Source organism: Denitrobaculum tricleocarpae (assembly GCF_007004665.1).
Classification (GTDB): Bacteria; Pseudomonadota; Alphaproteobacteria; order Kiloniellales; family Kiloniellaceae; genus Denitrobaculum; species Denitrobaculum tricleocarpae.
Genome location: NZ_ML660064.1, coordinates 111,651 through 126,100 on the forward strand (window position 1 = coordinate 111,651; position 14,450 = coordinate 126,100).

Annotated in this window: 7 protein-coding genes; 2 read left to right on the forward strand and 5 right to left on the reverse strand. The window is 61.7% G+C overall.

The genetic code is table 11. The features are described from left to right. Positions 1-28: 28 nt before the first annotated feature. From FKG95_RS26640 to FKG95_RS26660, 5 genes are all read right to left on the reverse strand, one after another. Positions 29-1,168: an alanine racemase gene (locus FKG95_RS26640; RefSeq protein ID WP_142899501.1), complete on the reverse strand. Its 1,140-nt coding sequence runs from the start codon at positions 1,166-1,168 to the stop codon at positions 29-31. A gap of 7 nt (positions 1,169-1,175) precedes the next feature. Beyond that, complete coding sequence (locus tag FKG95_RS26645) at positions 1,176-2,774, reverse strand: gamma-glutamyltransferase (RefSeq protein ID WP_142899502.1); 1,599 nt, start codon at positions 2,772-2,774, stop codon at positions 1,176-1,178. Positions 2,775-2,864: 90 nt separating this feature from the next. After that, on the reverse strand, positions 2,865-4,355 hold the full coding sequence (locus tag FKG95_RS26650; protein WP_142899503.1) for a mannitol dehydrogenase family protein: 1,491 nt from the start codon (positions 4,353-4,355) through the stop codon (positions 2,865-2,867). Continuing rightward, entirely contained in the window at positions 4,355-5,785 is a 1,431-nt protein-coding gene (gene uxaC / locus FKG95_RS26655; RefSeq protein ID WP_142899504.1) for a glucuronate isomerase, read from the reverse strand. Before uxaC ends, FKG95_RS26650 begins: the two co-directional genes overlap by 1 nt. A gap of 3 nt (positions 5,786-5,788) precedes the next feature. After that, a complete protein-coding gene (locus FKG95_RS26660; RefSeq protein WP_142899505.1) occupies positions 5,789-6,571 on the reverse strand; it encodes a FadR/GntR family transcriptional regulator in 783 nt (260 codons plus the stop codon). Between the two features lie 203 nt (positions 6,572-6,774). Here FKG95_RS26660 and FKG95_RS26665 point away from each other — a divergent pair, with 203 nt between their 5' ends. Further along, positions 6,775-7,689, forward strand: coding sequence for a sugar kinase (locus tag FKG95_RS26665; RefSeq protein ID WP_142899506.1), 915 nt, complete (start codon positions 6,775-6,777; stop codon positions 7,687-7,689). Between the two features lie 327 nt (positions 7,690-8,016). Next, positions 8,017-13,677 carry a type I secretion C-terminal target domain-containing protein gene (locus tag FKG95_RS26670; RefSeq protein ID WP_142899507.1) on the forward strand — a complete coding sequence of 1,887 codons (5,661 nt, stop codon included), beginning with the start codon at positions 8,017-8,019 and terminating at the stop codon, positions 13,675-13,677. Positions 13,678-14,450 lie beyond the last annotated feature (773 nt).

The window sequence follows — 14,450 nt, forward strand, 5'->3', positions numbered from 1 at the left end:
TTTTTCGCTCTACCGCTTCGTTCAGCGTCTAATACCAGCCGTTGATGCGATCCCAAGTGTCGACAACCTCAAGACCATCCTCCACGACATGATAGCTGTTATAAGCGGCGGCTGTCATACAGGCATGATTGGGCAGAATCCGCACCCGGGTGCCGACCGGCAGTTTATCATACGGGGGTGGGCCGTCCTTTGCCGCGATCAGGCCATGCTCCTGATGAACCGAGTCGACATAAACGCCCTCAAGCGGACGTGTCGCGTCGAGCGGGCAGACCAGACCATAGCCCGCATCCTCGAGGAACTCTGCCGCACTCAAATCCTTGGACAGCGCCAGGCCGCCGGCGTCGATCAGGATCCGCCCCGCCGCATGGTTATGGCCGATCACCGTTGCCACGACACTCAGGGCGATGTCTTCTATGGCGCAGACCCCCAGCGCCATCTGATCCAGATCGAAGAAGGTGTAGACGCCGGGCCGCATCTCGGTCACGCCCTCCAGGGACTTTGCGCGGATCGCGGTCGGGGTCGAACCCGCCGAGACGATCTCGCAGGGCAATCCGGCATCCCGCAGGCGCTGCGCGGCGCGTACAGCACCGGCCCGCTCGTCCTCCGCCACTTGCTCGATCTCCGCCGGGCTATGGCAGTGGTAGGAATGTCCGGCGTGGGTTAAAACGCCTGCCAGCGCGAGGCGAGGACTTTCATGCAGATAGCGTCCCAGCTCCAGCAGCACCCCCGACTCAGGCGGCACGCCGCCCCGCAAACCGCCGGTATCAACCTCTATCAAAAAGCTGAAGTCCGCATCCAATTCGTCCGCTTTGCCCTCAGCCGCCACGAGCGTGTCCAGGCTGTCGGTTAGCAGCTTCATCCGCGCGCCCTCAGCCTGAAGCCTCGCCACGACATCAAGTTTGCCGGCGGCAAGGCCGACGGCGTAGGTCAGGTCCGAAATTCCCTGCTCCAGGAAATAGCGTGCCTCCGCCAGGGTGGACACGGTGATCCCGCCGAAGTGGCCACGGGTCGCAACCTCCGCAACGCGCGCCGATTTCGCAGTTTTAAGATGAGGACGCAAACGCACTCCGGCGTCCGTCATGCGCCGGGCCATCCGGTCGCAGTTCCGCTCGAGCACGCCGCGGTCCAAAACCAGAGCCGGTGTTTCCACAAGGGTCAGAGAGGTCATGGCTGCACTACTCCCTGATCGTCGGGACCGTATGCGCGCGGCTCTCCGCGGACACAGCGTCGCTCCAGGGATGCATGACCTCTGACGCACCCTGATTCTCGTTGCCTTTGCGCAAAACGGCTGAGGGACAGGCAAAGGCCAGCGGGAAAACATCGCGCGGCGTTTCCGCCGTATTGAAGCGCGACACCAGATCACCCCTCACAGCGAGTGGAAGCGCGGCATCCATCACCACGCGTTCGGTCCCGCTGACATCGATGCGGGCGTGATGCATGGCCTCGTCCAGGCTCATGCCGAAGTCCTTGATGTAGGAGAGGATGTGGAAGACGGCCGGGAAGATCTTGCGCCCGCCGGAGGCCCCCAGCGCCACCCTGCCCCAATCGTCCTTCATAATGGTCGGGCTGTAGTTCGCGAGACAGCGTTTTGCAGGTGCCAGCGAGTTGGGATGACCGGGACGCGGATCGAACCACATGATGCCGTTGTTCATCAGAATGCCGCTGGTCGGCAGGACCAGCTTGGAGCCGAAAATCGACAGCAGGGTCGTGGTGAGCGTCACCATGTTGCCCTCGGAATCGACCGCCGAGAGATGAGTGGTGCAGGATTCGCCGCGCGCTTCATCGGCGTCACCCAAGGTGGCAAGCCGCTCCTCGTAGACCTTCAGCAGGCTCTCGGCGTAGGCTTTGTAAGTGGCCGCGCCGGGACGATCGCCGGCAAGGTCTTGCCCGGAGATTTCGTCAAAGGCCTTCAGCATCGTCGGGCCGCCGTTGAGCTCCGGCTGCACGTAAATCTTTGCTCCCCGGTAATCCTGCACCAGAGGTTCCAGTTCACGCGCTTCATAAGCCGCAAGATCGGCCTCAGAGAGGTATCCACCGGCCTCCTGAACATCCTTGGCGATGACCTTGGCCAGTGCGCCTTCGTAGAATTCGCGCGGCCCGTATTCCGCCAGATGCTTGAGTGTGTTGGTCAGTCCCGTGAGTTCGCGGGTCGGCGAGCGCCCCACTGCGTGCCATGTCGGCGAGGGCGGAAAACCATCATCCAGATAGACGGAGGCCGAAGAGGGAAAGCGGCTGAGGTCTTTTGCCGAAGAGGCAATCACAAGCGCGCTGAACCAATCGACCGAGAGGCCGGCTTCCGCGAGATCAATGGCAGGCTGAATCGCTTCATGCCACGCGATGGTACCGTAGGCTTCCAGGGCCTTGCCCAGACCATCGACGGCGCCGGGAACGGCGATGGATTTCGCCCCCAGCAGGTTCCGGTCCTCGACCACCGCAGGCCAGGGAAAGAGGTCGGAGGCGACACCGCCGCTGAGCGGATAATCGGCGGGATCGAGGTTCGATGGCGAGACCATGCCGAAGTCGATCACCTTCACCTGGTCTTCCTTGGCCAGATAAATCAGCATGGAGCCGCCGCCGCCCAGGCCGCTCATCCAGGGTTCCGTGGCCGCAAGCGCAAATGCCGTCGTCACCGCCGCATCGATCGCGTTGCCGCCGCGCACCATTGCTTCCGCGCCCTGCTCGGCGGCGAGCCGGTTCTGTGCGGCGACGATGCCGCTTTTGCTGACCACGGCTGGCTTGCGGACGGTCTGACTCTTGCTCGCGTAACGGCTCATTGCGGCGGCGCTCCCTGCGTTGAATTTTTCTTCTTCGATACTGGGATAGCCGAGGCTTGGCCTTTTGTCACCACCGCAGCGCGGATTTGATCAGGACGCCGCGGTTTTCGAAACTGTTTTTCGGGCGCCTTCCGCATAGAGCCGCGTCAGGGCACCGCCAAGCGCCTCCCGGAAGGCTTCGGATCTCGGCAGATCCTCGCCAAAGACCTCCTTCACCGTGAGATAAGAGGCAACCAGCGCCTCGGGCTCGCCATCGGCATTACCATCCACATCGGCGGCAAGCGCGGCGAGACGTTCGGCCAAGGGATCGCGGACGTCGATGCCCTGCCCCGTTTCGTCCCGGCCACTTGCGTAGCGCATCCAGGCAGCCACGGCGAGAGACGCCAACTCGAACGAGCCTCCGCATTCCATCTGCTTCCGAATCACCGACAAGAGGCGCTGGGGCAGTTTCTGCGAACCGTCCATGGCAATCTGCCAGGTCCTGTGTTTGAGCGCCGGATTTTTGAAGCGTTGAATCAATTGCTCCTGATAGCCGTCAGTGTCCACGCCGGTTGGCAAGGCAAGCGTCGGCTCTGCCTCTTCCTGCATGTAGCGGCGCACGAGCTTTTCGAAATCCGCGTTTGCCATGGTCTCCGCGACCGTCTCGTAGCCCGCGAGGTACCCGAGATAGGCCAGCATGGAGTGGCTGCCGTTGAGCAGGCGGAGCTTCATATCTTCAAAGGGCGCGACGTCCTCGACCAGTTGCGCGCCAGCGTCTTCCCAGGCCGGGCGGCCCTGGGTGAAGCGGTCTTCGATCACCCACTGGCGGAAAGGTTCACAAACAACGACCCCCTCATCCTGCAGTCCAAGCTGCGTTTCGATCGCGGCGCGGTCCTCGTCGGTGGTCGCGGGCACGATCCGATCGACCATGGTGCTGGGGAAAGCCCCCTCCCGGCCAATCCAACCCGCCAAAGACGGATCGAGCTGGTGGGCATAGGCCTCTACCAGACCCGCCAGCATCTTGCCGTTGTGCGGAAGGTTATCGCAGCTCATGACCGTAAAGGGTGAATGCCCGGCGCGCCGGCGCGCCGCCAGTGCCGCGACGAGGAAACCGATGGCCGTAGAGGGTTTGGCCGGATCTCTCAGATCTCGCGCGATCCCGGGGTCATCGAGCTTCAGACGACCGCTGGCGGGATCGTGGCAATAACCCTTTTCGGTGACCGTCAGGGAAACGATCCGGGTGCCGGGATCCGCCATCCGCGCCACCAGGGCAACAGGATCATCCGGGGCGAAGAGAGTTTCGGTCACCGCGCCGATGATGCGGCGGGCATCTCCCGACCCATCCCGCTCGACAACGCAATAGAGACCGTCCTGCGGATCCAGTTGCGCCTGCACGCTGCGCTGGCGCAGGCTGACACCACAGATCGCCCAGTCTCCGCCTGTTTCTGACAGGACGTCGTCGGTGTAAACCGCCTGATGCGCGCGGTGAAAGGCGCCGATCCCCAGATGGACGATCCCCACGCCGCAGGCCCTGCGGTCGTATCCCGGCTGACGCACCGAGGCGGGCAATTGTGCGGCTGTGCCTGAAGATAAACGCGGCATTACAGGCGGTACGCCTTCTTCACAAGGTTATAGGTGAGATCGACCGCGACTTCCAAAGCCTCGTCTTCGTCGAGCCGGTGGTCGCACACCAGTTCGGCGAGATAGGCGCAATCGATCCGCCGCGCGACATCGTGCCGGGCCGGGATCGAGAGGAAGGCGCGGGTATCGTCGTTGAAGCCCACCGTGTTGTAGAAGCCAGCCGTCTCGGTGACGGAACGGCGATAGCGCAACATGCCCTCGGGGCTGTCGTAGAACCACCAGGCGGGCCCCAGCTTTAGAATGGGATAGTGCCCTGCGAGCGGTGCGAGCTCCCGGCTGTAGCTGGTTTCGTCCAGGGTAAAGAGAATAACGTCGAGGCCCGGTTCGTTACCGAAGCGCGACAACAGAGGCCGTAGCGCGCGGACATAGTCAGTCCGGGTGGGAATATCAGCGCCCATATCACGGCCAAAACCCGCCATGAGTTTTTGATTGTGGCTCCGGAAGGAGCCCGGATGGATCTGCATGACCAGCCCGTCCTCAAGGCTCATGCGCGCCATTTCAGTCAGCATCTGCGCTCTGAAGAGCTCGGCATCCTCCGCAGTGATCGCGCCTGACAAGGCCCGGTCCAGCAGGGACTGGCAGGCTGCCGGATCCAGATCCGCCGTGGCGGCGCTCGGATGTCCATGATCGGTCGAGGTGGCGCCCATTTCCGCAAAAAAGCCACGCCGCTGCTGGAGGGCCGCCAGGTAGCCCTTCCAGCCAGAGGTCGTCTCGCCCGTCATTTCCGCGAGCTGCTCCAGGTTCGCGGTGAAGTCCTCGTATTCCGGATCGACCACCGGGTCGGGGCGATAGGCCGTGATCACCCGGCCGTCCCAATCGCTGTCGCGCACCCTGGCATGGGATTCGAGGGGGTCCAGCGGCGATTCGGTCGTGGCGATGACCTCGATCTTGAAGCGGTCAAAGAGCGCCCGGGGGCGATATTCCGGTTTGTCGAGACAAGCCTGCACCTGATCATAAACCGCGTCTGCATTCGCAGCACTCAGGCGCTCCTGAACGCCGAAGACTTCCGACAGGGCATGATCCAGCCAGAGACGCGATGGCGTCCCCCGGAAAAGGCCATAGTTCTCGGCCAGCAACCGCCAGACTTTGCGCGGATCGCTCTCCACCGGACCGCCATCGCGCCGTGCCACGCCAAGGCTCTCAAGCGGGATGCCCTGGCTGTAGAGCATCCTGAAAACGTAATGATCCGGCGTGACGAAAAGCTTCGCCGGATTCTCGAAGGCTTCATTGTCCGCGAACCAGCGCGGGTCGGTATGGCCGTGGGGACTGACGATCGGCAAATCCCTAATCTCAGCGTATAGCCTGCGCGCCACGCTTCGTTGGGAGGGATCGCTCGAAAAGAGGCGGTCTTCATCCAACAAGCGGCGGCCAGGGTTTCCTTCAACTGACATTCTTCAATCCTTCAAAAGCATCCGGCGAACGGTATCAAGATGTGCATGCATGGCATCGCGCGCCCCTGTGGCGTCGCCGTTCGCAAGGCAGGCGTGGACCGCCCAGTGTTCTCTGGCGGCACGCCGCGCATTGTCCGGCAGGCTCACCCGGCGGCTGATCGCGGCAAACATCGGTTTGCGCATCCCTTCCCAAAGCGGCTCAACCAACGAGGAGAGCACCGTATTTCCGGTGGCCTCGGCCAAACGCAGATGAAACATCAGGTCGGCATCTTCATGGTTGGAAATGGCCTGCTGCCCGCTTTCGATGTCCCGCTCCATCTTACGGATCGCATCGGCGATGGCCTTGAGTTCGGATTTGGTGATGCGTGCGGCTGCGATGGCGGCAATCTCGCCTTCGATCACCCGCCGGGCGGCAATCAGATCGAAGGGGCTGGGGCCGGTATCGATGCCGTTCTGCAGGCTGGCGGTGATGTCCGACGCGGAATCACGCACGTAGATTCCGGCGCCGGAACGCACTTCGACCAGCTGCGCGAGCTCAAGGGCCACCATGGCTTCTCGCACGGTCGGACGGCTGACCCCCAGTGTCGCGGAAAGATCCCGCTCCGGCGGCAAACGCTCGCCGGGCTGCCATTCGCCGGAACGGATCAGATCGGCGATCTGGCGCGCGACCTGCTGGTAGAGTCGTTCGGTCGCAATCGCCTGCAGCGGCATGACGGCATGGGCTCCCTGCGAGTCCTTGGAGATCCGGTGGGCGCTCGCGTTATTGCTCTGGCGCCCGACACGCAATCAATCCCCAAATAAGCTTGATGGTCAAGTGGCAAGGTGGTCAGGCCAATTCTGAGCGAGTCAACGCCCGACAAGGTCCCCACGACCGGCGAGATCCATCGCAGGCACCTTTCATCGCCGGAGCAGCGGCGCTATGGTCCGCGCGCCGAGATCCGGCCTTGCCTCACTGAGATCGACAAAGAGCAGATACCCGAGAGAGAACGATGGAAAACGCCTCCCTAAAGAGAGTCGCCGCAATCGGCGAATGTATGGTCGAATTGAGAGATCTCGGCGACGGGACCCTCAGCCGGGGCTTCGGCGGAGACACTCTCAACACCGCGGTTTACATGGCGCGGAGGCTGGAAGATACTGCGGCAGTGGAGTACGTCACCGCCCTTGGGGACGACCCTTTCAGCGAGGAAATGATGGACGCCTGGCGGCACGAGGGCGTGGGTATTTCGCACGTTGTCCGCCTGCCCGGTCGCCGTCCCGGCCTCTACGTGATCAAGACCGACGAGACCGGCGAACGCTCGTTCTTCTACTGGCGCGGCGAAGCCGCGGCACGGGATATCCTGAGCGACCCCGCCTGCCGGAGCGCGCTGGACACCATCGTGGACTACGATCTGATTTACCTCAGCGGCATCACGCTCGGGATACTGGATAACGAGAGCCGTGCGGAACTGCTCGTTCTTCTGGATCGAGTCAAAGCCAAGGGCGGACTGATCGCCTTCGACGGTAACTTTCGCCCGGCCCTCTGGCCAAGCTTCGAAATCGCACGTGCCGAGATGGAAAAACTGCTGCAGCGCTGCGATATCGCCCTGCCCAGTTTCGACGATGAAGCAAGTCTATTCGGCGACAAATCCCCACAGGACACGGTCGCGCGTCTGCAGGCGCTGGGGGTCGGCGAGGCCGTCGTTAAAAACGGCGCGGAAGACTGCCTGGTTCTCGCGGATGGCACGGTGAGTGTCGTCACGCCTCAAAAGGCATCGAATGTCGTCGATACGACCGCCGCGGGCGACTCCTTCAACGGCGCCTATCTGGCGGCGAGACTGCTGGGTCAATCGGCAGTTGAAGCAGCGGAAGCAGGTCACAGACTTGCCGCCTATGTCGTCACGAAACGCGGCGCCATCGTGGATTGAAGCTGCAGGCAAATGCAGGCACGGTCGCCTTCTCTCCAGTAAGCTTAAAGGATTGGCGGTAGCGCAGTGCCGGCGACCAATACACTTATCCAATCAAAACAAAAACACAAACCTGAGATTGTTCGCTAGAGGCGAGATAAACAATTATAAAATAAATAAAACTGTGAAACCGGTCCGGAAAGCAGACACAATACCCTTTTTTTGACATTGAAATTCAGCTGATTGACATAGCCTTAGTGAGGGAAATCCCCAATATTACTAGCGGGATGAAATCTCTAAAAAAGCAGGCAGGCGGCACTGCTTTTTTCGCACTATAGCGTGGGCACTATGACAGATCAGGTAGAGACGTTATCACCCAAACCGGCTCCCGAAGAACCGGCAGGGTCGACTGAGTCCCGAACAGCAGAGACGCAGACCGGCGAAGAAGGCGGCATTGTCACCGTCCCGGCGGCATCGGCCGGCGAGAACATACGCATCCCGGCCAACAATGCATCCGAGATTCGTGTCGGCTTTGACGACGAATCCGTCAACGTCGAATTGGTCGGCAACAGTCTAGTTTTCTCCTTCCCCAACGGTGGAGAGGTCATGCTCCTCGGTTTTGCTAATCAGACGGGTCTCCCGGATCTTGTATTGGCGGACGGACGAGTAATTCCCGGCGAAAACCTCGCACTTTTGGTGAACGACAATGCCAGCCCGATCGAAACCGTTGCCGGACCGCCTTTGCAGGGCAGCGGCGCTAACGTCTATGACGACGGCCTGGGCAGCCTCATCGACCTTCTGAACCCGCAACCGCCGATTCCCGGCGTCGTCTTCGAATTCACGACCATTACTCCGGATGAGGAGATTGCGGACTTCGATCCCGCCAGCGGCAGCCTGAGTATCGGCTTCGGCAGCAATCCCGACGGTACTATCACTTTCCCGGGCGGCTTTGAGGACGGAAACCCCGATCCGAACGGAACCGGCGCCTTCCCGATTGAAATCACCTTCGATATCGCGCCGGGCGACAACGAGGTCGTCACCGGGCTGGAGATCGCAGGGATCCCGCCGGGCGCGACATTCTATATCGGCGGAACCGATCCCGGCGCGATCCAACCACCTGCAAGCAGCTTTAGCCTGACCCCAGCACAAATCGAGCAAGGCGCATTCATTCTCCCGCCGCCGGATAGCGATGCCGACATTCCCCTCACGGTTGAGCTTTCGCTTCTCGACAGTGATTCCGGCGATACAGCTGTCATCACCGCGCAGGGCACGGTGGTTATCGACGCGGTTGCCGATGTACCGGAGGTTACTTCCAGCGATGTAAACGGCGTCGAGACCGACGGAGAGGTCCGCGTGCCCCTGAGCATTGCCGCCGCCGTCACCGATCTGGACGGCAGCGAGAGTATCACTGGGGTGATCCTGACCGGAATTCCGGCCGAACTCACTCTCTCCGCAGGAGCCCTGCAACCTGATGGCTCCTGGCTGCTCAGAGAAGACGCCCTCTCGGGCCTTGAATTGATCGCTCCGGCAGACTGGAGCGGTGATTTTGCGGTTGAGGTCACCGCCATCGCCGAAGAGACATCCACGGACGGCGAGCTCACCACAGACAACAACCAGGCGACAGCCAGCAGCCTGTTCAACGTCTCCATCCTCTCCGAGGGTGATGTTTCGGTCACCGCGCCCGCCGAATTCTCGGACGCCGAGACAGACGAAGCGATTACGATCCCGCTGACCGATCTGACTTTCAACGTCTCGGATGCAGACGGCTCCGAGTCCCTCACGGATCTGCGGATCGTTTTTGCCGGACTGCCGGCCGGCAGCGGCGTCAACATCGGAAATCTATCGGCAGATGGCATCTGGACTCCGGGCGATCTCGCGAATGCGCAACAGGAGCTCAGCGCTCTCGCTCTGACCCTGCCGCAAGACTGGAGCGGTGAGATTCAGGCGACCCTGTCCGCAACCAGCGACGAAGGCGACGGCACCCCCGGCAACGGCCTGGATTCAACAGACTTTGCCATCCGCGTGACGCCTGAGGGTGATTTGAGCCTGGACGCCGGCAATGTGGTGGTGCGCGAGCGGGGCCGGCCCAACAGCGTCGATCTGGATCTGGAAGCCCGGCCCACCGACATCGACGGTTCTGAGACCTTCTCCTCGCTCTCGGTTACCTTCGGCGATTTGCCCCCGGGCACGCAGGTGAATGTCGGAAATCTGGATGCCAATGGGGTCTGGACGCCCGGCAATCTCGCGAATGGGGAAAGCGAAGTTGCCGCGCTTCGGCTCATCCTGCCCCGATTTTACTCAGGGGTGATTACCGGCCAGCTGGACGCCGCGACCGACGAGGGCGCCGCCGATTCACGCGATTTCACCGTCTTCGTCAACCCCATCGCACAGCCACGCATCAGACTGACCGCGCTCGAGACCGATCAACGAATCTCGAACCAAGAGCACATCGTCAGCGAGGACACCGACTTCGTCCTGCGCGTCCGCGCGAATACGCCGGATCGCGACGGTTCGGAAGGCCTGACCCAAATCATCCTGGAAAATGTTCCACCCGGCTGGCTGGAATACGACGACACCAGCGGAACCGCGCCCTTCCCTGCAACCTTCGAGCCCGGCGCGAGCAGTTTCGAGAGCGCGCTTTACGATCCCGCCAGCGGCCAGTTGACTATCCTGTTGGACGGCAGCCAGACCGTCTGGAGCGGCGATCTGCGCGCAAGCCTAAACCCGGATGACGGACGCGACGTCAGCGAAATCATGGGCGGCGACATTCGCGCGACCGTCACGGCCCGGGACGACGCCCCCGGCACACCGAACGCTTCCTCAACCCGCACCCAGTCCCGCAGCATCGACATTGACGTCGAGGAAGTGGCCGACCCGGGCCAGATCGATCCCTTCCCCGGCGTCACCGAAGCTCAGGTCGACGCCAACGGGGGCGTGCTGGACTTGAACCTGCGGGCTTCCGATACCGACATTGACGGGTCCGAGACGGTGACGACCGTGATCATCAGCGGCGTCCCTCAGGGTCTGGTGGTACAGTTCCCCGACGGCACCACGCCACTGTTGCAGGGCATCGACCGCGGTCCGCCACTCACCACCGTCTGGGTCCTGGAAAACGGCGATTGGGAATCCGCCCAGCTGCGCGGCATCCCCGAGCATTTCAGCGGCACATACAATCTGACCGTCTCCACCATCACGGAAGACAGCAACGGCGACACCCTGCGGACCGACCTGCCCTTCCCCGTTGAGATCACGCCCTCCGTCGATGTCGCGAACCCGAGTGCGTCCGCAAGCGGCTGTGAAGACGATCTGATCGCCGTTTCCATTAACGCCGGACTGATCGATCGAGACGGATCCGAGCAGCTGGTCAGCGCCAGCCTGACCGGCGTCCCTACGGAGGTTGAAGTCTGGATCGGCGGTGTTCAACAGGCGACCTCGGCAGACGGCAGTTACGACATACCGGCGAATCTGATCGACGCGGTGCAAGTCCGTCCGCCCCTGGATAGCAACGAAGACTTCCAACTCGGCCTGACTCTGCTCCATCAGGAAGTCGCCAGTGGCGAGACCAGCAGCAACAGCAGCAGCTTCACGGTCGTTGTGCAAGGTGTGGCCGACGGCGCGCAAGCCAATGCCGCAGACAGCTATGAAGGCACCTGGGACGGCTTCCCGCTGGATGCCACCACGGGCAGCATTGCGCTCTCGGGCGAAACCTTCGAGACCACGGGCGACGGCTCCGAATCGCTGTTCTTCCTGCTGTCCGGCCTGCCGAGCGGACCTTCGGACGCCGGCTGGGGGACGACCTTCAACAGCGGCTTTAACAATGGTGACGGGACCTGGACCTTTACGCCGGACCAGCTCGCGGCCCTTCAGATCCTTCCGCCAAACGGCTTCACGGGCGATCTCGCCCTTGAACTGACCGCCTTTGTTTTCGAGGACGATGCCGACTTTGCGAACCCGGATCCTGCCAGCAACAAGGGCCTGGCCATCGACACCACAGCCTTCACGGTGACCGTAAACGAAGGCACGCCCGGCGGCGGTGGAGGTGGCGGCGGTGGTGGTGGTGGCGGCACGCCCCTGGATCCGCCCTGTATCGGCATCACTCTGGACAATGGTCCTGACTCTAATCTGGAAGATCAGGACCTTCCGATCACGCTCGCTGTATTGGATCCTGGCGCAGACAATATCGGTCTGGACAACCCGGCGCTGGATCTGGTGATCAGCGACCTGGACCCGGGCGCGAAAATCTCCTCGGATGTCCCCGGTGCCGTCGTCTTCAATCCGATCAGCGGCTCCTGGACCGTGAACCTGGCGGCGCTGGCCGGCGGCCAACTCTTCTACACACCGCCGGAGAACCTGGCAGGTGATCTCGACTTCACGGTCACCTCGGTCCTCAACCAGAGCAACGGCACGTTCAGCACCAAGGCCAGTCCGCCGCAAATCGTCAGCGTGACGCCTGTCGCCGACACACCCGCGCTCTCGGCTGCGGATGTCGAAGGCCTGGAAGACGTCAACGCGGCTCTCACGATTTCAGCCGCGGTGATCGACCAGGATGGTTCTGAGAGTCTGGATCCGCTGCTGATCTCAGTCGATCCCGCGGAGGGTCAGATCGTCGATGCCGCCGGCATCCCCTACCCGCTCGATGGTTCCGGCGCTGCGGTCGTGCCCACTGGCGCAGCGGTTTTTGTCAAACCCATCGCCCAGCGTCACGGCCCCGTCGAGGTGGAAATCACCGCGACCTCCCGGGATTCGAACGGTGACACGGCGCAGAGTTCGACCACCGCGACGGTCAATTTCGCCGCGGTCGCCGACGCACCACAGCTTGATGTGATCACCAGTGACAGCTTCGACGGTCTGCCTGTGGCCACGGGTATGGAGGACATCGGCAGTGTCTTGAGCGACAGTATCGATTTTACGCCGATTGATACGGACGGCTCCGAGGTCATGTCGGTGACGGTCTCCAATGTTCCGGACTTTGTTCTACTGTCCGCGGGCATCGACAACGGCGACGGCAGCTACACCCTCACCCCGGCTCAATATGCGGCTCTGGTGCTGTCTCTCGATACCGAACACGCCAGCGCGCAGGCCGGTGAGATTCCCGCCCTGACGGTTACCGCAAGTGTCCTGGAACTCAGCAATGGCGATGTTGCCGACGTCAGTCAGGACTTCTATCTGGAGATCGAAGCTGTCGCGGATGCACCTTTACTCAGCCTTCAGGACGCACAGGGCAACGAAAACAGCTTTATTCCCCTGGCCGTCGAGGTCGAGCTGGTGGACCAGGACGGGTCCGAAATCGCCTATATCGATCTCTCCGACGTTCCCCTTGGCGCGACGGTTCGATATGGCGGCAACGAGTTCAGCGGCGCAAGCTCCTATCGGGTCCCTGCAGATGACCTGACCGGCCTCGCGATTCGGCCGCCGGCAGGCAGTGCCGACGATTTCACTCTCTCGGTCACCGCCGTCGCCGAGGAAGCAAGCAACGCAGATACGGCGTCGACCCCGGGCAGCCTCACGGTCAGTGTCTCAGCCGTCGACGACGTGCTGACCGCGAGTGATCCAAATGGCGAGACCCTGTCGGGTGGCGCGGGGAATGACAGTTTGACCGGCGGTCCCGGCGACGACCTTCTTCTGGGCGGCGACGACGACGACGTCCTGCTTGGCGGCCTGGGCAATGACAGCCTGTCAGGCGGAAGCGGCCGGGATCTCTTTGTGTTTGATCAGGAGGCGCTGACCGACGCATCCGCACCGTCCCTGCGCGTGGATGACATCCTCGACTTCGATGCGGCTCAGGATGCCGTCGATCTGTCGGATCTGCTGAGCGGATACGATCCCGGCGTGCAAAGCCTGGAAGATTTCGTTCGCGCGGACGCCACAACAGGTGTTTTGGAGGTGGATCCAACGGGTGCGGGCAATGCTTTCGTCGCGCTCGCGATGCTGCCGGGCATCACGTCAGGAGACATCATTCAGATCGTCGTTGACGATTCCAGCCTGCGCGACTCTGTCACCGTATTATAGGGTCTGTCGAAGTTCAGACGGACACCTGCGCCCGGGGACGGTCCCAACCTCTCTCTTCACGAGTTCGTGCAATCCTTTGATATTTGATGATTTTTCCCACTTCGGCTACTATGTTCCCGGATGTTTCAGTGATGCGCCCTGTTTTTGCCATATTCGGAAACTGTAATAGGATGAATGCGAATCAGGGCCGCGGGTCAATAAACAGGCAAAAGGTCCGGATTTCGCGGATTTAGGACGGACTTCGTTTGACAGCAAACGTCGATGAAGGGGGCAGAAAAATGACGAGAGTTTCGAGTTTAGATAGAGATATTCCGATTAAGACCTGGATCGTGTTGTGGTCCTGTTTCGGCGTCACGGTAGGTTCGGCTGTCGGTATGTCGGCGGTGCTCTCCTGTGCACTCTCAGCAATTGAAATGGCGGCCTGACGACATTGCGTCTCCCGCTTACCCTCGCGGTATAAGGGGGATAATCGTAGGTGGCCGGTTACAATGGACCGCAGAACGGCAAGCTCACGCAGGCACGGCAACACCTGGGCCAAGTTCGTGAGCACTAGGCCACCACCCCCCGGACAAGCGTGATAGCAGCCGGTTTCTGTTTCGATGGTGCAGCCGAAGCGTGAGTTCCGCAAGGCCTGCAAAACAGCCTGCTCTAGGGTCTGTACTCAATTGGTGCTTTTCGTGACATTGGAACTGTGATTCAAGCTTTCTGATGATAGGAGGTTTGGATGGGCAGAAAGTTATTTTATCTAAGCGACGAAGAGTGGTCCCGGATCG